This window comes from Microbacterium sp. CGR2 (genome assembly GCF_003626735.1).
In the GTDB taxonomy this organism is placed as follows: Bacteria; Actinomycetota; Actinomycetes; order Actinomycetales; family Microbacteriaceae; genus Microbacterium.
The window spans coordinates 783151-804913 of record NZ_RBHX01000001.1; the positions used below are offsets into that span (position 1 = coordinate 783151).

The window sequence follows — 21763 nt, forward strand, 5'->3', positions numbered from 1 at the left end:
CCGTCATGACCTCCTCCGCTCCTGCCCTGCGCGTCGCCATCGTCGGCGCCGGGCCCGCCGGCATCTACGCCGGCAACCTGCTCGCCAACGCGCACGCCGGTGTCGAGATCGACCTGTTCGAGTCTCTCCCGGCGCCCTACGGGCTGATCCGCTACGGCGTCGCCCCCGACCATCCCCGCATCAAAGGCATCGTGAATTCGCTCCACGAGATGCTCGACGCCTTCCCTTCCGAAGGTGCCGCCAGGCGCACGATCCGGTTCATCGGCAACGTCGAGGTCGGTCGGGACATCGCCCTCGACGAGCTTCGCGAGCGCTACCACGCGGTCATCCTCGCGACGGGTGCGATCCGCGATGCCGCGCTCGACATCCCCGGCGTCGACCTCCCCGGCTCGTACGGTGCGGCCGACTTCGTGGCCTGGTTCGACGGCCACCCCGACGTGTCCCGCACCTGGCCCCTCGATGCCTCGTCGGTCGCCGTGATCGGAAACGGCAACGTCGCCCTCGATGTCGCCCGGGTGCTCGCCAAGCATGCCGTCGATCTGCGCACCACCGAGGTACCGGACAACGTCCTCGCCGGTCTCGAGTCGTCTGCGGTGACCGACGTGCACGTGTTCGGTCGTCGCGGTCCTGCCGACATCAAGTTCACGCCCATCGAGCTCCGGGAGCTCGGCGAGGTGAGAGACGTCGACCTCGTGGTCCACGGCGAGGACTTCGACGGTGTGGATGCCGCAACCGCCCCGACGAACCAGCTCAAGGTGATGCTGCGGACGCTGAACAGTTGGCGTGATCGCCCCGTCGGCGCAGCATCCCGTCGGCTCCACCTGCACTTCTGGCACCGCCCGGTCGAGATCATCGGTGAACGCGAGGTCGAGGGCATCCGCTTCGAGCGCACCCGGATCGAGAGTGCGGGAACGGATGCCGGCAAGCTGGTCGGCACCGGCGAGTTCCGCGACTACGCGGTGCAGGCGGTCTATCGTGCCGTGGGCTACTACGGCACGAGAGTGGCGGGAGCTCCGTTCGACGAGGCCCGCGGCGTCGTCCCGAACGACGGCGGTCGGGTCGATGGCGAGGCCGGGCTGTATGCGACGGGGTGGATCAAGCGCGGCCCTGTCGGACTCATCGGGCATACGAAGTCCGATGCGCTCGAGACCGTGACCCACCTGGTGGCGGATGCGGCGGCGGGGATCCTCACGTCCCCGGCCGTGGAGGGCGATGTGCTCGATCTGCTCGACGCCCGCGAGACCGCGTACACGACGTGGGACGGCTGGCTCGCTCTCGACGCGCACGAGCGGCGCCTCGGTGAGACGCACACGCACGCCCGTGAGCGCGTGAAGGTCGTTCCGCGCGAAGAGCAGGTGGCGGTGTCGCGCGACGAAGTCCTCGTCCGATGACCTACGTCATCGCGCTGCCCTGCGTCGATGTGAAGGATCGCGCCTGCATCGACGAGTGCCCCGTCGACTGCATCTACGAGGGTGAACGATCGCTCTACATCCACCCCGACGAGTGCGTGGACTGCGGCGCGTGCGAGCCGGTGTGCCCGGTCGAGGCGATCTACTACGAAGACGACCTCCCCGACGAGTGGCAGGACTACTACAAGGCGAACGTCGAGTTCTTCGACGAGATCGGTTCCCCGGGTGGTGCTGCGAAGGTCGGCGCCTATGACTTCGACCACCCCGTCATCGCGGCCCTTCCGCCTCAGGGGTGACGCTGTGACCGACATCGCTCCCTACGACGTGCTGATCGTCGGCGGAGGCCCCGCCGGGCTCTCCGCCGCACTCAATCTCGGCCGTTCGCTGGCGCGAGTTCTCGTCGTCGACGCGGATCGTCCGCGGAACGCAGCGACCCTGAATTCGCACGGCTTCCTCACGCGCGACGGCGTTCCGCCGCACGAGTTACGCCGCATCGCCCGCGCGGAACTCGACGCCTACCCGAATGTCGAAGTGCGGACGCGCGTGCGGGTGGTGGCGCTGCGAACGGCGGATGCCGGGTTCGAAGCCGAGATCGGGCGACGCACCTCCGAGACGACGGTCTCGGCGCGCACGGTGCTGCTCGCGACCGGGCTGCGGGAGACGCTTCCCGACGTGCCGAATCTGCGCGGATTCTACGGCATGAGCCTGTTCAGCTGCGCGGCCTGCGACGCCTGGGAACTGCAGGGGCGCCGCCTGGCACTCATCGGCGAATCGTCGGATCTGGCTGACCGTGCCCGCCTGATCGGGCGGTGGACGCAGACACTCACCGTCTTCACGAACGGCTCCGACGTGGTGAGCACGGCGGAGGAGGCCGAGCTCGCCGCGTCCGGGGTGACGGTCAAGCGGCATCCGATCGTCGAACTCGTGGGCGATCGGGGGCGCCTGGAAGCGGTGCGCCTCGCCGACGGAACGACACACGCGGTCGACGGCGGTTTCGTCCGCCCGGAATGGGAGACCGAGCTGTCCTTCCTCGACGGGATCACCCCCGCGGTCGACGACGCAGGGAATCTGATCACCGACCGCTCCGGACGCACGCTCGTTGCGGGACTGTACGCCGCCGGTGATGCCGCGGCTCCCGGCCCGCAGCAGCTCATCGTCGCCGCGGGCGCCGGTGCGCGCGTGGCCGCCGTCATCGTGCATGACACGATCGGCGTCGCCACCGCGCACTGAGTCTGCGCCGGACACCGCTCACGGCGGGACTAGGCTGACCGGCATGACGCGCCACTCGCAGGTCTCACCGCTGTCCCGTATCGCCGCCGCCGCGGTGGTAGCCGTCGCCCTGCTCCCTCTCAGCGGCTGCCTGTCCGCTCAGATCCCGACGACTCAGCCCTCGGAGACCACCCCGTCGAGTGAACCCGAAGCCACCGGGGAGCCCACCGACGATCCTGCCGGCTCAGCGACGGTCACGTTCGATGAAGGCGCCGACCTTCCGACCACCGCATACATCGAGTGGGGCGACGGCTTCATGGCCGACGAAGCGTGGAAGACGGTGTCACCTGACGACGGCAACGGCGGATGGACGTATGGCACGGCCGACGACAGCTGCACCGCGCAGTTCTGGCAGGGCCGCATCAGCGACGTTCCCGTGGTCGAGGGCGATGACAGCATGTCCTCCGACGCCATCCTCGGTGTGCTCCTGGACAGCCCGACGGAAGAGATCACCGCCGTCGCCACGACCGGCGAGTTCAGCAACCAGATCGGCGGCACCGGGGGCGTCGAAACCCGTCAGGTCATCGGCGCAGAGGGCGACCGCACCTGGCTGATGGCCGCGCGAGCGTTCACCAACGTCGGTGTCGGTCTGTATGTGATCGTCGACTGCACCGGCGCGGGAGCGAATGCAGAAGCGACCATGGAGCTCGTGAACGAAGCGAACGCGGTCGTCATCACTGACTGAACCGGCGCCGGAGCGCTCACTTCCCGCCGGGCGGGCCGACGAGCAGCAGGATCACGTACAGGGCGACGATGCCGACCGCGAGCAGCACCGCCAGCATCCAGGGGCGCCGCAGGAACCATCGCATCAGTCGGTCGTACCACCGGCGATCGCGCGGGTCGTCGGTCGCGTCGAGACGCCATGATCCGTCGAGCCGGCCGGTGCGGTGCAGCCAGATCTCCGTGGGGATCGTCGCATAGGGGACGACCGCACTGATGACGGCGAGCGCTGCCACCCCGAGGTGCCACCGCTGGTTCACGGCGACGAGCAGGGCGGTGGCGGCGTAGGCGAGGAAGACGAACCCGTGGATACCGCCGCCGACGGTCACCACGATCCCGGGCGCACCGACGGCCCTGGCGATGATCGCAGCGATCAAGATCGTCCAGGTGATGGCCTCCGCGATGGCAAGAACTCGGAAAAGGCGGTCGGGGGTGCGGAACACGGGACTCCTCGGGTGGGGTCCTCCCAGCGTATCCGGGGCGGAAGCGTGGAGTCGCCGGGGAATAGGGAGTCCGGGGGCGATGTTGCCGAAGGCATGGTGACAGTGGACGCAGACGCGCTCTCGCAGGTGCTCGGCGCCGTCGATCTGCGCGTCGGCGTGGGCCGGGGAACGACGCTTGCGGCGGGAGCGCTGCTGCCCCTCCCGCTCGGCCGCGTCACCCTCGTGTACATCGCGGAGGGCAGCGTGCACGGCCAACCGCCCCTCGCCCGCGGATGCCGTCTCGATGTCGACTCCGACGGAGACACGCTCACGGTCGAACCTTTCGCGCGTCCTGAGCCACTCGTCGCCGGCGATGCATTCCTCACTCTGGGCCGCTCACCGTTGGGACTCGAGGCGGAGGAGGCCACCAGCCTGATCGTCGTCGACCTGGAACTGGCCGATGCCGGTTCTCCGCTGCACGCTGTGCTCCCCGACTCCATCACCGTCACGGGCTTCGACGCGCTCGAACCGGCCGCAGCGGCGCTCGCTCGGAACATGGGCACGGTGGACGCATCCACGAAGCCCGTCCGCAACGGCGACCCGGTGATCTGCCGCATGATGGCCATGACCGTCCTCCTGTCGGTCATCCGCGCCTGGGCGGCGAACGGCTGCGCACCGGCGGGCTGGCCATCGCTCTCGAACGACCCGTTCCTCGACCGCGTGATCGACGCGATCCACGAAGAGCCGGGGCGTGACTGGACGGTCGAGCGCCTCGCGGGCGTGGGTGCCATGTCGCGCTCGACGTTCGCGGAACGCTTCCGCACCGTCATCGGCCGCTCCCCCGCCGACTACGTCACCGAGGTGCGCATCGAGGCGGCCAAGCGGATGCTCGACACCGGCCGAACCGTGAGCGATGTCTCCCGCGAGTTGGGCTACGCCTCGGACGAGGGTTTCAGCCGGGCGTTCCGCCGCCGCACCGGCATGACTCCGTCGTCCTGGCGCATGGCGCACCGCGCGCCCGTACCGGCGTAGAAAGCCGGGCGGACGGCATCCACCCGGCTTCCCGACAGGCCGTCAGACTCTGGCGCGATTCGACGCGCCGAACAGGACCGCGCCGATCACCAGCGCACCCGCTCCGAGAGCGTAGACGAGCTCGACGCTGAGGGTGTCGACGAGGAATGCGCCCAACCCGGCGGCGATCATGATCGCCCCCTGGAAGCCGACCACGACGAGGCTCCCGCCGGCTTCCAGGCGGTCCGGCATCCGGTGGCCGACCCAGGTGTTCACCACGATCAGCCACGACGCGAAGAACAGACCCCAGACGAAGACGACGATGCCTATCCCGACGACCGAGCCCGAAAGCAGGATCATGGCGGCGACGGCCACGGCGATGACCGTCGGCGCCAGCACCGCGAAGAAGGCGAACGAGCGGTCGATGACGAGTCCGATGACGATGTTGCCGATCAGGCCTCCGGCACCGAACAGCGCCAAGAGCACGACGATCGTCGACGGGTCGACGTCGGGGATGCGTTCCAGAGCGAGGCGCACGTACGTGTAGGCCAGGAAGTGTCCGAGCACCACGAACACGTGCCCGATGAGACCGAGCGAGACACCGGGCCGGCGGATCGTGTCGATGAGCAGCGCGATGCTCGACGCCTGCGCCGCGGGAACCGGCGGAAGGAGCACTCTCAGGGCGATCGCCAGAAGCCCGGTGACGATGCCGGCCAGCGCGAAGGTCGTCCGCCAGTCGACGAGTTCGCTGAGCATCACGCCCAGCGGCACTCCGGCGACGGTGGCGAGAGATGCTCCCGCCGAGGTGAACATCACTGCACGGCCGAGACGCTCCGGACCCGCGACGCGCACGGCGACGGTGATCGACATCGACCAGAATGCACTGATGGCGGCGCCCAGCAGGAAACGGGCGAGGAGAACGATCACGAGGTTCGGGGAGATCGCCACGATGAGGTTCGACGCGGCGGCAGCGAGCGCCATCCAGACCAACAGCGACCGGCGGTCGAGTCGCGGAAACATCAGACCGATCGTCGGAGCGACGAGGAGCCCCACCAACGCGGTGACCGTGACGGTCTGACCTGCCTGCCCGGGGGTGACGTTCAGCGCGTCCGCCATCTCGGTGAGGATCCCGTTGGGAAGGAACTCCGCCGTCACGAGCAGGAAGCTCATCATCATCACGACGATGAGGCCGCCGTAGCGAATCTTCTCGGTCCGAGAGGTCGCCACGGTGGGCGTGGGCGCTGTGGTTGTCATGGTTCCACCGTGGCAGCATCCGGATGTCGTCGCCCGACCGGTCGTCCGCGGCATCCGACGATTCGTCCGGACGGATGGGGCGCTTCCGGTCGCAGTTCGCGCCGAGCTCGGCCCGCGATGCCCGCTCCGGTCGCAGTTCGCGCCGGGATCCACGCGCGACGACGGCCGAAACTGCGACCGCAACAGCCACCGGCGGCCGAAACTGCGACCGGAGGATCCGCCCGGGCACCGAGCCAGTTCGCTCTGGACAGCCGGACCGTCACCCCCTTAAACTCGACCAACGCACCGGGATGAGCCCGGAAGGCAGAGCGAGAGGAGCGAGACATGAACACCGTCTTCGTCGCGCTTCCCGCCGACCTTCCCTTCGAGGCCACCCGCTCCTGATCCTGGTGTGGCCTCCCACCCTGGAGCCACACCTTGTCTGATCTCTTCGCTTCCTCGGAAGCCGCGTCCATGGACGCATCCCCCTTCGACACCACGACCGACCTGTTCTTCGCCGACGTCGAACCGGGCGAGAACCAGCGCTGGTCGACCTGGCCGGCGGTCACACCGACGGAACGCGGACCAGCTCCCTGGCCGGACTGGCTCGTCACCTCCGCCGGCGCTCTCGACACCGAACTCGGCGTCCTCAAGACGGGCAAGGAGGCCGACGTCTTCCTGCTGGAACGCGCCGTGCCGGACGACCCCGCGCAGCGCACGCTGCTTTGCCGCGAAGCGCTATCGCTCCCCGGAGCATCGCAGCTTCCACCGCTCGGCGGTCTATACCGAGGGGCGGAGCACGCGGAACACCCGCGACACGCGCGCCCTCGCCAACAAGTCGACGCATGGTCGGGCGGTGGCGGCGGCGCAGTGGTCGTTCGCCGAGTTCCAGGCGCTGAGTCGGATGTGGCAGCTCGGAGCGCCGGTGCCGTATCCCGTGCAGGTCAACGGCACCGAGGTGCTCATGGAGTTCCTCGGGGATGCCGATGGCACGGCCGCGCCGCGACTCGCCCAGGTGCGCGGCGCCCGCACGGAACTCGCCGACCTCTACGCGCAGGTCGTCGAGATCATGCGGACGTTCGCAGCCGCCGGGTTCGCCCACGGAGACCTGTCGGCCTACAACCTGCTCGTCCACGAAGAGCGGGTGCGGGTCATCGACCTCCCGCAGATCGTCGACATCATCGCGAACCCGCAGGGGCTCGACCTGCTGCACCGCGACTGTGTGAACATCTGCGACTGGTTCGCGCGGCGGCGGCTGGAGTGCGACCCCGAGGCACTGTTCGCCGAGCTGCTCGCGGCCTGAACCGGGTCGGCGAGTCACGTCGCGGTCGCACTTCGTGCCGCTCGCGGGCGGTTCCGGCGGTCGAAACTGCGACCGGAACGGTCGAGCGCCCGGGCCCACCGACCGAAACGGCGACCGGAAGGGCAAACCAGCGCGCGGCGCGGCGTCACCGGGTGTTCACCGGGCAGCAGCAGAATTCGAGCATGAGCGAACACCCCCAGCCCTCGGCCACCGCGAACAGCGGGGCCGTCGGCGTGATCGGCCTCGACCTGCGGGGCGAGACACCGGCCCCGAAGAAACAGGTCTATTCCTGGGCGCTGTGGGATTGGGCGACGCAGCCGTTCAACACCGTCATCCTCACCTTCATCTTCACCGCGCTGTACCTCACCACCGAGGCGTTCCTTCCCGCCGACATCGCAGCGCTCGACGAAGAGGACGCGGTCCGTGTCGCAGCGGAGGCGGGTCTGGCCTCGGGTCTGGGCCTCGGCTCCACCATCGCCGCGCTCGCGATCCTGCTCCTCGCGCCCGTTCTCGGCCAAAGAGCGGATGCTGCGGGACGTCAGAAGCTCTGGCTCGGAATCGGCACCGGCGCACTCGCCCTGTGCATGGCGCTGCTGTGGTTCGTCGAGCCCACCCCGTCCCTGTTCTGGCTCGGCGTCGCCCTGATCTCGGCGGGCTCGGTGTTCGGCGAGATCGCCGCGGTGAACTCGAACGCCATGCTCATCGGGATCGCCAACCCGAAGACGGTGGGCCGCATCTCCGGACTCGGCTGGGGATTCGGCTACCTGGGCGGCATCGTCGCCTTGATCATCGTCGTCGTCTTCTACGCGCTGGACTGGTTCGGCCTCTCCGCCGACGACGGCCTCCCGTTCCGCATCATCGCGCTGGGCTGTGCGATCTGGACAGTGGTCTTCAGCATCCCGATCTTCCTGAACGTGCCGGAGCCGTCACTCGGACGGCCCGAACGCAAGGTCGGGTTCTTCGCGTCGTACGGCTTGTTGGCGAAGGACGTCAAAGGCCTGTATCGAAACTCCGAGACGCGTCCGACGTTCTGGTTCCTCCTGGCCAGCGCCGTCTTCCGCGACGGGCTCGGCGGCGTCTTCGCGTTCGGCGCGGTGATCGCCAGTCAGGTGTTCCGCTTCGAGTTCCTGGAGATCGTGGTCTTCGGCATTGCTGCCAATCTCATCGCGGGGGTTTCGACGATCATCGCCGGACGCTTCGACGACAGGTTCGGTCCGAAGCGCATCATCCTCACGGCGCTGGCGTCGATGATCATCGCGGGGCTGGCGGTGTTCTTCCTGGTGGATGCCGGCACTGTCGTCTTCTGGATCGGCGGACTCGTTCTCTGCGCGTTCGTCGGACCGGCGCAGTCGGCCTCCCGCTCATTCCTCGCCCGGGTCACCCCGGCCGGCCGCGAAGGCGAGATCTTCGGCCTCTACGCGACGACGGGCCGGGCGGCGAGTTGGATGGCCTCCGCCGCGTGGACGCTGCTGATCGTGCTGACCGCGCAGACTGCCTACGGCATCCTGGGCATCGTGCTCGTGCTCATTCTCGGCTTCCTGCTGCTGCTCCCGGTGAAGGCGCCGCGCTGACCCGCCCCGCTCCGCTGAGCCGCCCCGTCCTCAGAGTTCGAGCAGCGCGAGCACGTCCGCACGGGCCCCGGCCGCGTGAAGCCTGTTGCGCATGGCGGCGGCGGCCAGCGTGTACGGACGCTCGTCGCCCATGAGCAGCGAGCGCGAGTTCGCCTCCTCGTAGAGCGCCACCAGTTCGAAAGCGAGCACCTCGACATCGTCGACGTCGAGCTCATCGGCCGGGATCGCGTGACGCAGCTGAGCCTCGACGTATCCGTGCCACTCGACCATCGCCGTCCGCACGGCGTCACTCACCGGGCCTGACTTGGAGTCGACGTCGGCGGCGGTGGCGGCGAAGAAACAGCCGCCGGTGAAGACGCGATCCCGTGAGTAGATGAGCGCGCTGCGCAACAGCACGGCGAGCCGATGCGCACCGCGCGAGTGCGCCCGAGCGGGCTCGACGACGTGAGCGAGGAAGATCTCGCGGGCGGCCGCGACAGTCGCCAGCTGCAGGCCCTCCTTGCCCTGGAAGAGGGTGGCGATGCTGCTCTTACTGTGCCCGGATGCTGCGGCCAGTCGCCCGATCGTCAGCCCGTCGAGCCCTTCGACGGACGCGAGGTCTGTCGCGCTGTGCAGCACGACGCGACGCGAGGCGTCGCCGCGGGCCCGTCGCCCGTCGAGAACTGTCGGATCTGACATCTCTCTAGTATACGAACGATCGTTCGCGTACTATACGAATGATCGTTCGTATACTTTTCTCGGCCCAGGAGAACTCATGCCATCCCTGTCCGCACTGATCGCCCACAGCATCCGCACCATCGCCCTCGTCTCCCCCGCCCTGGCCGGCGCTCTCGCGTACCGCGCGTTCTTCTCGACCGCCCCGCGGATGCCGGTTCGACCTGCGGATGCACCCACCCACGCGGATGGGCGCCGAGACACCATCGTCGTGCGCGGCACCGACGTCACCACCTATGAATGGGGCCGAGGCGATCGCACCGTGCTGCTCCTCCACGGCTGGCGGGGACGCGCTTCGCAGTTCGCCCCGCTCGTGCGGGAGCTCGTCTTCGAGGGCTTCCGCGTCGTCTCTTTCGACGCCCCCGCACACGGTGCATCGAAAGGGCGTCACGCCGACGTCCGCGATTGGGTCGCGGCCGCCGAGCAGCTGCAGGCCGTGCACGGACCGTTCGCCGCGATCGTCGGGCACTCGTTCGGCGGCTTCGCCGCGTTGACGGCCGCTCGCTCGAGCGTCCCGGTGCCGGCGGTCGCCGTGATCGCGGGCGGGGCCGGACCCGCGGCCTTCATCGCGGAGTTCTCCCGTCAACTCGGGCTCGACCGTGCGACCACTGCTCACATGACGGCGCAGTTCCGTCGGCGCCTCCAAGTCGACGAGACGACCATCGGTGCGCGGTACGACGCCGCCCAGCATCCGCTGCCCCTCGACACGGCGCTGTTGGTCGTGCACGACCGCGGGGATCGACGGATGCCGGACGACGACTCCCTTCGTCTGCACGCCGCCCACGGCGGCCGTTCGCGCCTGTTGCGTGTCGAAGGGTTCGGTCACACCCGGGTGCTGTCGGCGGATGCCACGATCGATGCCGTCGTCGCCCTCGCGGTCGGCGGGCTCGACGCTCTCGACGACGTCAGACCGGCCGGTTCACCGGCGTATCCGGCGCACCTGTCTCGAGCATCGTGATGGCGTTCTGCGCCTGAATACGCACGTACTCGGCCTCCGTGTACGTCGACAGGTAGGCGATGTGGGGCGTCAGGACGACGTCGTCACGACCGAGCAGCGGATGCCCGGGTGTCGGCGGTTCCTCCTCGAGCACATCGAGTGCAGCCCCGGCCAACCGCCCGCTGTCGAGGGCTGCGGCGAGCGCCGCACTGTCGACCAGCGCGCCTCGGGACACATTCACGAGGAACGACCCGGCGGGCATCTCGGCCAGGAACTCGGAGTCGATCATCCGATCGGTCTCGGCGGTCAACGGCAGGTGCAGCGACACGACGTTCGCTCCGCGCCGCAGCTCTTCAAGTCCCACCCTGGCCACTCCGAGGCCCGCCAACTCCGCCTGGGTCTCCGCCGAGTCCGGAAGCATGGGGTCGTAGCCGAGCACCCGTCCGAAGAGCGGGGTCGCGAGCCGGGCGAACTCCTTGCCGATCCGCCCGAGGCCGATGACCCCCAGCGTCAGCTCACTCATCCGCGGCGGCGCCTTGAGGGAGCGGTCGTTCCAGCCGGTCGGGGTCGCCGATGCCGTGTAGAAGCGCAACTGCCGGACGCTGGCCAGCACGATCGCGAGGGCGTGTGTGGCGACCTCCGGCGTCGCGACACCGGGCAGATTCGTCACCCAGACGCCGTGCTCTGTCGCCGCGTCCACGTCGACGTAGTCGAAGCCCATCGACATCAGGGCGATGACCTTGAGGTTCGGGAGCTGCTCGATCATGGCGCGCGTCACCGAGGCGTACCCGGGCAGCAGTGCGTCGGCATCCTGCGCGCCGGCGATGATCTCCGCCGGGTCGCGAGTGCCGAGCACGCGGACCTCGAAACCGTGGGCCTCCAGGAGTGCGATGCCGGCGGCCGGGTCGGTGTCGTCGACATCCGTGTAGATGGCGACAGGCCGGCGCCCCGTGTTCTCGGTCATGCGTCGCCCGCCTTCGTCGCGGCCGCACGCTCGCGCACGATCCCCTGTGCCATCGCCGTCATCAGCTCGTAGGCCACGTGACTCGCCGCGATCCCCGTCACCTGCGCATGGTCGTAGGCCGGCGCGACCTCGACCACGTCGCAGCCGACGATGTGCAGATCGGTGAGCCCGCGCAGGAGCCGGAGCAATTCCCGGCTGGTCAGCCCACCGGCCTCGGGAGTGCCCGTACCCGGAGCGTGCGCCGGGTCGAGCACGTCGATGTCGATGGAGATGTACAGCGGCCGGTCTCCCACCCGCTGACGAATGCGATCGAGCGCCGCGGGAACGCCGTGCTCTTCGATGTCTTCGCTGGTGACGATCGCGAAGCCGAGGACCTCGTCGTCGTCGAGATCCTGCCGGCTGTAGAGCGGACCGCGGGTGCCGACGTGCACGGATGCCGTCCGATCGAGGTACCCGTCCTCCGATGCACGCCGGAACGGGGTGCCGTGGGTGATCGGCTCGTCGAAGTAGGTGTCCCACGTGTCGAGGTGCGCGTCGAAGTGCAGCACCGCGACGGGTCCGTGCTTCTCGCTGATGGCCTTGAGCAGCGGATAGGCGATCGTGTGGTCCCCGCCGATGGTGAGGATGCGGTCCACACGGCTGCCGAGCTCGGTCGCCGCCTCGGCGATCTGGCGCACGGCCTCCTCGATGTGGAAGGGGTTGACCGCGATGTCTCCGGCATCCGCCATCTGCACCGCTTCCCATCCGGCGAAGTCCTGGGCCGGATTGTACGGGCGCAGGAGGCGGCTCGATGCACGGACGTGCTCCGGCCCGAAGCGGGCACCGGGGCGGTAGCTGACGCCGGAGTCGAAGGGGATGCCGACGATCGCGAGGTCCACGTCACCCACGTCTTCGATGCGCGGCAGTCGGGCGAACGTGGAGAGCCCCGCGTATCGCGGCGTCTTCGAGGCGTCCGCCGGGCCGATGGGTGTGGTGCTCATGCTGCGTCCTCGAAGGTCGACTGCGGGATGTGGATGACCTGGAGACCGCCGGCGGTCTCGGCCGCCGAGACGGCGTCGGCCAGTTCGCGGGCGGATGCGACGCGGCGGCCCGTGCCGCCGAACGCCGTCGCGACCGCCGCCCAGTCGGGCTGGACGAGGTCGACGGCGATGGGGGCGATCCCCGCGTCGATCTCGTTCTGCTTGATCTCGGCGTAGCCGCCGTTGTCGACGATGATCACCGTCACGTCGAGACGCTGCTCGACGATCGTGATGAATTCCTGCATCGAGAACATCAGCGCACCGTCGCCGACCACCGCGAACGACGGACGGTCGGGCGATGCGATGCGGGCGCCGATCGCAGCCGGCAGGCCGTAGCCGAGTGTCGCGTACGTGGCCATGTAGGGCATCGAGTTCGGCGAAGCGACCTCGAGCACGTTCACGAGGCCCCAGTACGCGATCTGGGACGAGTCGGTGGCGACGATCGCGTTGTCGGGAAGGACCGCGGCGATGGCCTCGGCGAGGCCGGTGTTCACGGCGGACAACTCCCGGCACTCGGCACGAACAGCATGCAGCGTCTCGGCGACCCTGGCTTCGGGAAGCGGCTCACCGTCGCCCAGCGCTGCCGTGATCGCGGACAGTGCGGCGGCGGCATCCGCGACGATCCCGATCTCGGCATCCTGATTCTTGTCGAGCTGCGACTCCACCAGGTCGATGCGGATGACCGTGCCGCGCGCCTCGAGCCGATCGACCCAGAGCTCGGCGGCGCCCAGCTTCGAACCGACGACCAGCAGCACGTCGGCGTCCCGCGCTCGGTTCCTGGCCGCCGCGAGCCGCAGGTTCGACCCGAGCGAGAGCGGATGCTGCTCATCGAGCACCCCCTTGGCGTTGAGCGTCGTCACGACCGGTGCACCGAGGCGCTCGGCGAGCATGCGCAGCTCGGTACCGGCGCGACGCGACCCGCCGCCGGCGAGGATGACGGGATCGGTCGCCGACGCGAGCAGGCGTGCCGCGGCATCCGTCGCATCGGCATCCGGAGCGGATGGCGAGGGCACGACGCGAGAATCGAGCAGAGCCGCGTCGATCGGCGTCTCCTGTTCGAGAAGGTCCAGCGGCACTTCGATGTAGACCGGCCGAGGACGACCCGTGGTGAAGAGCGCGAACGCGTCGTGCACCGCCTGCACGGCTTCCTCGGCGGACCCCACCCGTCGGCCCCATTCGACGATGGCGGATGCTGCGGCCAGCTGATCCTTCGTCTCGTGGAGGCTGCCGACATCGGCGAATTCGGCTCCGCGCGCCGGGCCGGGCGACAGGATGATCATCGGCCGCGACTCGCAATACGCGGTGCCTGCCGCCGACAGCGCGTTCAGCAGGCCAGGGCCGCTGGTCGTGATGACCACGCCCGGCTTGCCCGTCTGCAGCGACCAGCCGTCGGCGGCGTAGCCGGCGCCCTGCTCGTGCCGCGTCGTGACGGGGCGGATGCCCAGGGCCGTCAGCGGCCGGTAGAACTCCAGGTTGTGGGTGCCAGGGATGCCGAAGATCGTGTCGATGCCGTAGCCACGGAGGGTCTCCATGACCACCCAGCCGGTCGTGCGTTCGGTGCGTGTCTGCATGCTGTCCATACTCCGCTGTCAGTTCTGTTCGGCCCGGTACCGGGGGGTGCCGTCGACCCAGGTCTCGAGGACGTCGATCTGCGCGATGTCCGCGCCGTCGACCGTGAGGGGGTTCGCGCCCAGAACCACGAAGTCGGCGCGCTTGCCCGGTGCGAGCGAACCGAGTTCGTGCTCCCGCCCGATCGTGATCGCCCCTTCCAGAGTGTGGGCACGGAGCGCCGCCTCGGCGCTGATCCGCAGCGAATCGGGTCCGAGCTTGCGGCCGCGTCGCGTGATGCGGGTCACCGCGGCCTGGATCGCCTCGAGAGGACGCGGCTCAGCGACGGGAGCATCCGAGGAGATCGTCGCCGGCACACCCGCTTCGAGGAACTCCCCGAGCGGATTGAACCGCTCGCCCGGGGTGCCGATCGCCTGCTCGACGCCCTCGCCCCAGTTGTAATAGTGCTGCGTCTGATTCACGGGACGGATGCCGAGGGCCGCCATCCGCGTGATCTCCGCAGGATCCGGCAGTCCGCAGTGCTCGATGCGGTGGCGGGCGTCGGAGTCGGGCCGCTCGATGAGGGCCTGCTCGATGGCATCCACGACCATGGCGATCGCGGTCGGGGACTGCGCGTGCGTCGCCGTCTGCAAGCCGGCGCCGTGCGCCCGACTCACCAGCTCGGTGTACTCGGCCGGCTCGTGGTAGAGCTGCCCGGTGCGGCAGGGATCGCCGAGATACCCCTCGGGGAAGTACGCCGTCCACCCGCCGAGCGTGCCGTCGGCGTAGAGCTTGATGCCCGCCGCCGACAGGAATGCGTTGCCGAACGGTCCGGTCAGGCCCAGGGCGAGCACCTGGTCGAGCAGGTGCGAGAGGAAGTACATCGACACGCGGACCGACAGGGCCCCGCGCTCGGCCATCGCCAGGTACGCCGCGAACTCGCGCTTCGACACCTGGGCATCGCCGATGGCGGTGACGCCGCCGGCGAGGAACTGGTGCTGCGCGATGTCCATCTGGCGCTGATGCTCGGCCGGCTCATCGCCCAGGTGGAAGTTCGGGCCGTGGTGACCGATCTTCACGCCATGCAGGCCGGTGAGGATGTTGCACGCCGCATCGGAGAGTTCCCCGGTGAGCTCACCCTCTGCGTCGCGGAAGAACTCGCCGCCCTCGGGGTTCGGGGTGTCGCGGGTGATCCCGTACTTGGCGAGCGTGAAGCTGTTCACCACGCCGCCGTGACCCGAGGCGTTCATCACGTACACCTCACGGTCGGAGGCGATCTGGTCGAGCTCCTCCTTCGTGGGGTGGCGCCGCTCGGCGAGGTTCCGCTGCTCGTAGCCGTAGCCCCGCACAGGGACACCGGCGGAGAGCTTGCTCGCCCCTTCGTTCATCAGACGGACGATCTCCGGGATGGAGCCGGCACGCTCTGGGCTGATGTCGACCCAGGTGAGCATCTGACCGTACATCAGCGGATGGGCGTGCGCGTCGATGAAGCCCGGGACGATGGTGGCTGCCGGGTAGTCCTTGCGCTCAGGGCTGAGGCCGGCGGCGTTCGCCACCTCCTCCACCTCGGTCAGAGAGCCGACCGCCACGATCTTCCCGCCGGCGGTGAGCATGGCCTCGGCGTGTGGTCGATCCCCGTCGACGGTCAGGATGGCGTCGGCGGTGATGATCGTCGGTGCGGAATCGCGGTCGTCGAATGTCGTCAGACGGTGCACGGGTCACTTCCTCCTGGTCTTGACCGCGGTGGTGTCCAGGCGCGGGTTGAACGACGCTGTCACCGGCGCGAGGTCGGAGTGCTGCGGAGCGAACCAGGTGCCGAACAGGGCCACGGCGGCGAGAACTCCGAAGAAGGCGATGACCGACCAGAAGTTGCCGGTCGCCAGCAGCAGCGCCGTCGCGATCGCCGGGGACAGACCGCCCCAGACTGCGGCGCCGACCCCGTACGAGAGGGACATCGACGTCGTGCGCGCCTGCGGCCGGAACATCTGCGCCATGACGGTCGACAGCGGTGCCCACGCACCGCTCAGAGTGACGCGGATGACGGAGACGAGAAGGAAGATCAGCGCGATCTGCTGGTTTCCGATCACGATGACCAGCGGCACCATGACGACGGCGGACAGCAGGATGCCGGTGAACATGACCCTCTTCGCGCCCCACTTGTCGCCCAGCCAGGCCAGCGGGAGCGTGACCAGCGCCTCGATGAAGGAGGCGAGAGTCATCGCACCGAGGATGAGGCCTGCGGAGAGTCCGACCTCCGGGCTGGTGGCGTAGCTCTGCACGAACGATGTCGCGATGACGTAGCCGCCCGACGACATGGCGATGATGCAGAAGCCGAGCAGCATCGGCCAGCCGTTGTTCTTGAGGGCGAACAGCAGAGGGGTGGACTGCTTCTGGCCCTGAACCTTCTCCTCGAAGACCGGGGTCTCCTCCACCCGGTAGCGCACCCACATGCCGACACCGATGAGCACGATGCTGAAGAGGAACGGCACGCGCCAACCCCAGCTCAGGAGAACGTCGTCACCCTGGGAGGCGAGGATCCAGAAGGCGCCGGAGGCCATCAGCGCTCCGAGCGGATTGCCCAGCTGCGTGAAACCGCCGTAGAAGGTCTTGTACTTCTCCGGCGCGCTCTCCACCGCCATCAGGCTCGCACTGCCCCACTCGCCGCCGACGGCGAGTCCCTGAGCGATGCGCAGCACGACGAGCAGGATCGGCGCCGCGATGCCGAGGGTGTCGTAGCCGGGAAGGCAGCCGACGAGCACGGTCGCGATGCCCATCACGAAGAGCGTGATCGTCAGAGCTTTCTTGCGTCCGAGTGTGTCGCCGATGTGGCCGAAGATGATCCCGCCGAGCGGACGCATGAAGTACGCCACGGCGTAGGTGCCGAAGGACGCGAGCGTTCCGAGCCCCGGATCGATGTCGGGGAAGAAGATCTGCGGGAACACGATCGCGGCAGCGGTCGCGTAGATGTAGAAGTCGTACCACTCGATGGTGGTGCCGACCACTGCGGCGACTCCTGCCTTCATGGCTCGGCGGTGCCCCAGGGGTGGTGCCGTGGAAACGGACATGTGCAAGCTCCTTCGCTTGGTCGGTGCGGGGAGACTCTACGCGCACTCCGCTCGGCCAATCTTCCGTTGGTGCTCCGTGTTTCCGTCGTTTCATGCAGTATTACGGCGATTTCGCGTGAATCGACCTCTGGTGAGCGCTTTCATTCGTCGAAAATCGGCGTGGGGCACGCAGATCCGGGTATTCTCACGCTGTGATCATCCATTCCCCGCAGGCGGCCCGAGAGCGCGACGTGAGCGCTCTCGACGACCGGCTGATTCGCGCACTCCAATCGGATGGCCGCGCCAGCGTCTACGAGCTCGCCCGAGTGCTGGGCACGTCCCGTGATCTCGTCTCTCGCCGACTCAGCGCATTACTCGAAGGGGAGCGCCTTCGAGTGGTCGCGGCGCTCACGCCGCGCTTCGCCGGGCTTCATGTGCTGATCCACGGCGGCGTCCTCGTCGACGGTCCGGCGGCTCCGGTCGCCGAGCAGATCGCCGACCTTCCCGGAACCGTCTTCGTGTCGCGAGTCGCGGGCGTCTACCCGATCGTGTTCGAGTCACGCCACAGCGACGCCGACGAGCTGCACGCGACTCTCGAACGCATCCGCACCATTCCTTCCGTCCGCCAGATTCGCGTCAACACCTACGACGCACTGCTCAAGGAATTCATCACGGCGAGTTCCACTCCGGATGTCGGTACGAGCGTGGCGCTGGACGGCATCGACCAGGAGCTCATCGCGATCCTCCAGAACGACGGCCGGACCAGTTACCGCGCTCTCTCGGAGGCCGTGCGACTCTCTCCCTCGTCAACTCGCGCGCGCGTGCAGAGGCTGATCCGTGCCGGCGTCATCCGCATCTCAGCCATCAACACCGGCGGCCTCTCCCGCAATCGGGTGGCCATCGGGATCGGCATCACTCTCCGTGGAGACGCCACCCCGGTGCGCGACCTTCTCGTACGCGCCCCCGCGATCGATCTCGTCGCCCGCTCGCACGGAACATACGACTTCATCGCCACGGCGGTGGGTACGGCATCCGCCGGCATCCTGGCTCTCATCGAAGAGCTCCGGGCGCTGCCGGAGATCGGCTCCCTCGAGACGTGGGCGCACCTCGACATCGTGAAAGAGGACTACACCCGAACGCTGGGTCCGGCGATTCGCTCGTGACGTGCTGGTGGGTGTCTAGCGTGCGAGGTCGACGGCGTGCCCGAGCGCGACGACGGCCATCTGTCCTCCGAAACCTTCGGATGGCGTGAAGTCCAGGCTCGTGCTGGTGGCGAGGTAGATGACGGCAGCGACTGCGGCCACGAGCAACAGCAGCAGGAAGGCGAAGATCACGGCGCTCAGGCCGCGGTATCCGCCGGACGTCGGAACCTCAGGGGCGACGGACGGCTGCGCCCAGTCGGCGGCCGCTGCAGGGGGCGGCGGGGTTTCCAGGAGCGACGGCTTCGGGCGATCGGTACGGCGCCGCGTGTCGGTCGAAGCCGGCGGGATGACCTCCGACGCGGGCGGGATCTCCATGGCGGGCGGAGCCAGCAGCCCGTCGGGGATCGGCGTCTCCGGAGGAGGGGGCGGGATGACCACATCGGCGGGCATCGCCGCATCCGCAGGCTCGATCGCCGGTTCGTCCGGCGCGCTCACCGGCTCGTCGGGCCTGCCCGGCTGATGCGGATTCACGCTGCCGTCGCTCATGTCAACCTCCTACTGCTCCCACATCGGTCACTCCGACGTCGGTCTTGTGGAAATTCTGGAACGAACGGGATGCCGTCGGCCCCCGCTGCCCCTGATACCTGTTGCCGTACGGGCCGGAACCGTAGGGGTTCTCGGCCGGGGACGTGAGACGGAAGAAGCAGAGCTGCCCGATCTTCATGCCCGGCCAGAGCTTGATCGGCAGAGTGGCGACGTTGGCCAGTTCGAGCGTCACGTGCCCGGTGAAACCCGGATCGATGAACCCGGCCGTGGAGTGCGTGATCAGCCCTAGACGGCCGAGGGACGACTTGCCCTCGAGGCGGGCGGCGACATCGTCGGGCAGGCTGACCTGCTCGTAGGTCGCGCCGAGCGCGAACTCGCCGGGGTGGAGGATGAACGGCTCATGCGGGGCGACCTCGATCAGACGCGTGAGCTCGGGCTGATCCTCCGCGGGATCGATGAACGGGTACTTGTGGTTGTCGAAGAGACGGAAGTACCGGTCCAGGCGCACGTCGACACTGGACGGCTGGATCATCTCGGGATCCTGCGGCTCTAGGCCGACGCGGCCGGATGCGAGTTCTGCCCTGATGTCGCGATCACTGAGAAGCACGGGTTCAGCCTACTGCGCGCACTTTGTCCATCGGTGGAACGGCAGGTAGGCTGGCTCCACCCGCTCTCGAGTGGGTACGGGGCTGTAGTTCAATGGCAGAACTTCTGCTTCCCAAGCAGATAGCGCGGGTTCGATTCCCGTCAGCCCCTCCACATCGGTCACACGTTTCCGAGTTCGCGCCGGGCGAGTTCCATCGAGTTCAGGGCCGCCCGCTCCGTCGCGTGACCTTCGCTCACCGCCAGGAATTGTCCATCCGCCGCCTTCAGGCGCCAACGGTAGTCACCGGCACCATCTCGGTACAGTTCGAATCGACCTTTCGCTCCGGCCGTGACCTTGGCGAGTTCGGCGGCGACTGCCGGATTCGTGACGTCCGCGAGGATCGTGGCACGAAGCTCTGCAGCGGGAGCCTGGATCGCGTGGGTGAATGACGACAGGATGCTGAGCGCAGTCGCTCTGTCCTCGTCCGTCACCCACTTCTCGCTCGCCAGCGCCTCGATGAGCTTCAGACCCGTCGCCGCCTCCTTGAGGTCAGTGCTGAGGGCGAGTGCGTGGGCGTGCTCGAACCGACGCGACCATTCCTGGCGCGCATCGGTGGCGCGCTGAGTGCGCCTTGTGATGGCGAAGCTGATGACAGACCAGACGAGCCCCAGCCCGGCCACCGCGGCTGCGATGACGGCCGCGAGAAGCGTGGCGGTGGGGTCGGTCATGGGCCTCACGATAGTGCGTGCCCGACACCGGTGGCGAGGCTGGTGGCGGCCGGAAGATCAGCGCACGTGGTCGACTGACCGCTGGAAAGCAGCGGCGGGGGCGACGCGGTGGATGCCGAGGTCGGTGCGGCCGGGCAGGATGTCGGCGCGCAGCGCCCGTGTTCCCCGGTACTCACCGTCGCGCAGGGTGCGGTACGGCTGCGAAGGCACCTCGTCGTGAATGCCGGCGAGCCTCGCGGTCAGCCGATCACGCTCCGCCTTCACGGCGTCGTCGTCGAGCGTGTCGGCGTCGTAGATGACGTGGAGGTCGAGCGACTCGATTCCGGTGTACCAGAGCGTGCCGTGCGTGAGCGGGAACAGCAGGGCGTCCAGGTCACCACTGATGCCTCGGGAACCGATGCTCCTGGGATCCTCACCCGCCGTCACGATGATGAGCGCCCGCTTGCCCGTCAGACCGCCGTCACCGTACCGCAGCGGCAGCCCCGTGACCGCATCGACGCCGCCGTAGGCGAAGCCGTTGGTGAACACCCGGTCGAACCAGCCCTTGAGGATCGCCGGTGCGCCGTACCACCAGAGGGGGAACTGGAACACGAGCAGCTCCGCGGCCTCGAGCTTCTGCTGTTCCAGCCGCACGTCGTCCGGAACCAGTCCGCTCTCGTTGACCTCGCCCATCAGGTCGACGATGTTGCCCGGGCGGCCGGCGATGTCCCGCTGGCTCAACAGCGGATCGAACCCCTGGCCGTACAGATCCGAGGTCTGCACTCGGTAGCGGTCCGCGAGCGCCTCCACTCCCGCGTCGAACAGCTGCCGATTCAGCGAGGCGGCCTGCGGATGTGCGTAGACCCAGTGTGCGGCGGAGGTCTGGGCGGTGGTCATGATTCTCCTTGGCTGACGGGTGCAGTGGTCGTACGCTGGGATAAGGTTGTTACCTACCAACGGTAACTTACACATAGTAGGTATGGGGCGCAACGACGACTATGACAGGCGCGAAAGAGGGCGCGCGACAGCGGATGTCAAAGGCCGACCGCCGCGCGCAGCTGCTGAGCGTCGCGCGCGAGATGATCCGCAGCGACGGCGCAGACGCACTCACCCTGGGCACCCTCGCAGACCGCGCCGGCATCACGAAGCCCGTCGTCTACGAGCACTTCGGCGACCGCTCAGGGCTCCTCGCCGCGCTCTACCGCCAATTCGACGAACGCCAGCGCGCCTCGCTCGAGACAGCGCTCGCAAGCGCCGGACCCGACGCCGAAGGGGTGGTGGCCGTCGTCGCCGCGAGCTACCTCGACTGCGCACGCGCCGAAGGCGCCGAGATGGGAGGAGTGGTCGCCGCCCTCAACGGCACGCCCGTGCTCGCGCGGATGCGGCAGGAGTCGGTGGCGGCTTATGTCGAACGCTGCCGCGCCGCCCTCACCGAGGTCGTCGGAGCCGACCGTGTCGAACCGATCGCCCTCGAGGCCGCCGTCGCCTCGGCCGACGCGCTTGCGGGCGCCGTGCTCGCCTCCCGCATCGACGAAAGCGCAGCCCTGCAGACGCTCAGGCGGTTCCTCCTCGCCGCGGTCACGGGCTGAGGCCCCTTTCCGAGACGATGGATTCTGGA

General features: G+C 68.6%; 22 protein-coding genes and 1 tRNA gene. 11 read left to right on the forward strand and 12 right to left on the reverse strand.

Annotated elements, in window-relative coordinates:
- Nucleotides 1–5: 5 nt before the first annotated feature.
- The 4 genes from D7252_RS04015 to D7252_RS04030 are packed head-to-tail and all read left to right on the forward strand — an operon-like array spanning nt 6 to nt 3363.
- Nucleotides 6–1391 (forward strand): FAD-dependent oxidoreductase, encoded by a 1386-nt coding sequence (locus D7252_RS04015; RefSeq protein ID WP_120774219.1) that lies wholly within the window; start codon nt 6–8, stop codon nt 1389–1391.
- Nucleotides 1388–1705 carry a ferredoxin gene (gene fdxA, locus D7252_RS04020; protein WP_120774220.1) on the forward strand — a complete coding sequence of 106 codons (318 nt, stop codon included), beginning with the start codon at nt 1388–1390 and terminating at the stop codon, nt 1703–1705. Before D7252_RS04015 ends, fdxA begins: the two co-directional genes overlap by 4 nt.
- Nucleotides 1706–1709: 4 nt before the next feature.
- Nucleotides 1710–2639 carry an NAD(P)/FAD-dependent oxidoreductase gene (locus D7252_RS04025; RefSeq protein WP_259461040.1) on the forward strand — a complete coding sequence of 310 codons (930 nt, stop codon included), beginning with the start codon at nt 1710–1712 and terminating at the stop codon, nt 2637–2639.
- Between the two features lie 43 nt (nt 2640–2682).
- Complete coding sequence (locus D7252_RS04030) at nt 2683–3363, forward strand: hypothetical protein (RefSeq protein ID WP_120774222.1); 681 nt, start codon at nt 2683–2685, stop codon at nt 3361–3363.
- Nucleotides 3364–3379: 16 nt separating this feature from the next.
- Here D7252_RS04030 and D7252_RS04035 read toward each other — a convergent pair whose 3' ends face one another.
- On the reverse strand, nt 3380–3841 hold the full coding sequence (locus tag D7252_RS04035) for a DUF3817 domain-containing protein (RefSeq protein WP_120774223.1): 462 nt from the start codon (nt 3839–3841) through the stop codon (nt 3380–3382).
- 93 nt (nt 3842–3934) lie between these two features.
- Here D7252_RS04035 and D7252_RS04040 point away from each other — a divergent pair, with 93 nt between their 5' ends.
- A complete protein-coding gene (locus tag D7252_RS04040) occupies nt 3935–4852 on the forward strand; it encodes a helix-turn-helix domain-containing protein (RefSeq protein ID WP_120774224.1) in 918 nt (305 codons plus the stop codon).
- 42 nt (nt 4853–4894) lie between these two features.
- Here D7252_RS04040 and D7252_RS04045 read toward each other — a convergent pair whose 3' ends face one another.
- A complete protein-coding gene (locus D7252_RS04045; RefSeq protein WP_120774225.1) occupies nt 4895–6085 on the reverse strand; it encodes an MFS transporter in 1191 nt (396 codons plus the stop codon).
- 391 nt (nt 6086–6476) lie between these two features.
- Between D7252_RS04045 and D7252_RS04050 the strand changes: the two genes are divergently transcribed.
- Both D7252_RS04050 and D7252_RS04055 read left to right on the forward strand, forming a co-directional pair.
- Nucleotides 6477–7367 (forward strand): RIO1 family regulatory kinase/ATPase, encoded by an 891-nt coding sequence (locus D7252_RS04050; protein ID WP_259461041.1) that lies wholly within the window; start codon nt 6477–6479, stop codon nt 7365–7367.
- A gap of 182 nt (nt 7368–7549) precedes the next feature.
- Entirely contained in the window at nt 7550–8938 is a 1389-nt protein-coding gene (locus tag D7252_RS04055; protein ID WP_120776786.1) for an MFS transporter, read from the forward strand.
- Between the two features lie 30 nt (nt 8939–8968).
- Here D7252_RS04055 and D7252_RS04060 read toward each other — a convergent pair whose 3' ends face one another.
- Nucleotides 8969–9616: a TetR family transcriptional regulator C-terminal domain-containing protein gene (locus D7252_RS04060; protein WP_120774226.1), complete on the reverse strand. Its 648-nt coding sequence runs from the start codon at nt 9614–9616 to the stop codon at nt 8969–8971.
- A gap of 76 nt (nt 9617–9692) precedes the next feature.
- Between D7252_RS04060 and D7252_RS04065 the strand changes: the two genes are divergently transcribed.
- Nucleotides 9693–10610, forward strand: a complete 918-nt coding sequence (locus D7252_RS04065; protein ID WP_120774227.1) for a S9 family peptidase — start codon at nt 9693–9695, stop codon at nt 10608–10610.
- Here the strand turns inward: D7252_RS04065 and D7252_RS04070 are convergent.
- Genes D7252_RS04070 through D7252_RS04090 form a run of 5 tightly spaced genes read right to left on the reverse strand, consistent with a single transcriptional unit; the run spans nt 10558 to nt 17185 of the window.
- Nucleotides 10558–11553 carry a C-terminal binding protein gene (locus tag D7252_RS04070; RefSeq protein ID WP_120774228.1) on the reverse strand — a complete coding sequence of 332 codons (996 nt, stop codon included), beginning with the start codon at nt 11551–11553 and terminating at the stop codon, nt 10558–10560. The genes D7252_RS04065 and D7252_RS04070 overlap by 53 nt on opposite strands.
- On the reverse strand, nt 11550–12533 hold the full coding sequence (gene speB / locus D7252_RS04075) for an agmatinase (protein WP_120774229.1): 984 nt from the start codon (nt 12531–12533) through the stop codon (nt 11550–11552). The genes D7252_RS04070 and speB overlap by 4 nt, the downstream gene beginning before the upstream one ends.
- On the reverse strand, nt 12530–14143 hold the full coding sequence (locus tag D7252_RS04080; protein ID WP_308162435.1) for a thiamine pyrophosphate-dependent enzyme: 1614 nt from the start codon (nt 14141–14143) through the stop codon (nt 12530–12532). Before D7252_RS04080 ends, speB begins: the two co-directional genes overlap by 4 nt.
- Nucleotides 14144–14161: 18 nt before the next feature.
- Nucleotides 14162–15835 carry an amidohydrolase gene (locus D7252_RS04085; RefSeq protein WP_120774231.1) on the reverse strand — a complete coding sequence of 558 codons (1674 nt, stop codon included), beginning with the start codon at nt 15833–15835 and terminating at the stop codon, nt 14162–14164.
- Nucleotides 15836–15838: 3 nt separating this feature from the next.
- A complete protein-coding gene (locus tag D7252_RS04090; protein ID WP_120774232.1) occupies nt 15839–17185 on the reverse strand; it encodes an MFS transporter in 1347 nt (448 codons plus the stop codon).
- A 191-nt stretch (nt 17186–17376) separates the two neighbouring features.
- Here D7252_RS04090 and D7252_RS04095 point away from each other — a divergent pair, with 191 nt between their 5' ends.
- A complete protein-coding gene (locus D7252_RS04095; protein ID WP_120774233.1) occupies nt 17377–18327 on the forward strand; it encodes an Lrp/AsnC family transcriptional regulator in 951 nt (316 codons plus the stop codon).
- A gap of 15 nt (nt 18328–18342) precedes the next feature.
- Here the strand turns inward: D7252_RS04095 and D7252_RS04100 are convergent, their stop codons facing one another.
- Together D7252_RS04100 and dcd are read right to left on the reverse strand one after the other, a co-directional pair.
- The gene (locus D7252_RS04100; protein ID WP_120774234.1) at nt 18343–18852 is read right to left on the reverse strand and encodes a hypothetical protein; all 510 of its coding nucleotides are present in this window, start codon (nt 18850–18852) and stop codon (nt 18343–18345) included.
- Nucleotide 18853: 1 nt separating this feature from the next.
- Entirely contained in the window at nt 18854–19459 is a 606-nt protein-coding gene (gene dcd, locus D7252_RS04105) for a dCTP deaminase (protein ID WP_120774235.1), read from the reverse strand.
- A 78-nt stretch (nt 19460–19537) separates the two neighbouring features.
- On the opposite strand from dcd, the gene D7252_RS04110 reads away from it, so the two are divergent.
- Nucleotides 19538–19611: transfer RNA gene (locus D7252_RS04110), tRNA-Gly, on the forward strand.
- A 6-nt stretch (nt 19612–19617) separates the two neighbouring features.
- Here the strand turns inward: D7252_RS04110 and D7252_RS04115 are convergent.
- Together D7252_RS04115 and D7252_RS04120 are read right to left on the reverse strand one after the other, a co-directional pair.
- Entirely contained in the window at nt 19618–20166 is a 549-nt protein-coding gene (locus D7252_RS04115) for a DUF1508 domain-containing protein (RefSeq protein WP_120774236.1), read from the reverse strand.
- A 57-nt stretch (nt 20167–20223) separates the two neighbouring features.
- Nucleotides 20224–21042, reverse strand: coding sequence for an NAD(P)H-dependent oxidoreductase (locus tag D7252_RS04120; RefSeq protein ID WP_120774237.1), 819 nt, complete (start codon nt 21040–21042; stop codon nt 20224–20226).
- 134 nt (nt 21043–21176) lie between these two features.
- On the opposite strand from D7252_RS04120, the gene D7252_RS04125 reads away from it, so the two are divergent.
- Nucleotides 21177–21734, forward strand: coding sequence for a TetR/AcrR family transcriptional regulator (locus D7252_RS04125; protein WP_183055169.1), 558 nt, complete (start codon nt 21177–21179; stop codon nt 21732–21734).
- Nucleotides 21735–21763: the final 29 nt, after the last annotated feature.

Coding starts and splice junctions, on each gene's coding strand:
- D7252_RS04015 (WP_120774219.1), top strand. CDS start 6: ATGACCTCCTCCGCTCCTGCCCTGCGCGTCGCCATCGTCGGCGCCGGG.
- fdxA (WP_120774220.1), top strand. CDS start 1,388: ATGACCTACGTCATCGCGCTGCCCTGCGTCGATGTGAAGGATCGCGCC.
- D7252_RS04030 (WP_120774222.1), top strand. CDS start 2,683: ATGACGCGCCACTCGCAGGTCTCACCGCTGTCCCGTATCGCCGCCGCC.
- D7252_RS04040 (WP_120774224.1), top strand. CDS start 3,935: ATGGTGACAGTGGACGCAGACGCGCTCTCGCAGGTGCTCGGCGCCGTC.
- D7252_RS04045 (WP_120774225.1), bottom strand. CDS start 6,085: ATGACAACCACAGCGCCCACGCCCACCGTGGCGACCTCTCGGACCGAG.
- D7252_RS04055 (WP_120776786.1), top strand. CDS start 7,550: ATGAGCGAACACCCCCAGCCCTCGGCCACCGCGAACAGCGGGGCCGTC.
- D7252_RS04060 (WP_120774226.1), bottom strand. CDS start 9,616: ATGTCAGATCCGACAGTTCTCGACGGGCGACGGGCCCGCGGCGACGCC.
- D7252_RS04065 (WP_120774227.1), top strand. CDS start 9,693: ATGCCATCCCTGTCCGCACTGATCGCCCACAGCATCCGCACCATCGCC.
- D7252_RS04070 (WP_120774228.1), bottom strand. CDS start 11,553: ATGACCGAGAACACGGGGCGCCGGCCTGTCGCCATCTACACGGATGTC.
- speB (WP_120774229.1), bottom strand. CDS start 12,533: ATGAGCACCACACCCATCGGCCCGGCGGACGCCTCGAAGACGCCGCGA.
- D7252_RS04080 (WP_308162435.1), bottom strand. CDS start 14,143: ATGCAGACACGCACCGAACGCACGACCGGCTGGGTGGTCATGGAGACC.
- D7252_RS04090 (WP_120774232.1), bottom strand. CDS start 17,185: ATGTCCGTTTCCACGGCACCACCCCTGGGGCACCGCCGAGCCATGAAG.
- D7252_RS04100 (WP_120774234.1), bottom strand. CDS start 18,852: ATGAGCGACGGCAGCGTGAATCCGCATCAGCCGGGCAGGCCCGACGAG.
- D7252_RS04115 (WP_120774236.1), bottom strand. CDS start 20,166: ATGACCGACCCCACCGCCACGCTTCTCGCGGCCGTCATCGCAGCCGCG.
- D7252_RS04120 (WP_120774237.1), bottom strand. CDS start 21,042: ATGACCACCGCCCAGACCTCCGCCGCACACTGGGTCTACGCACATCCG.
- D7252_RS04125 (WP_183055169.1), top strand. CDS start 21,177: ATGTCAAAGGCCGACCGCCGCGCGCAGCTGCTGAGCGTCGCGCGCGAG.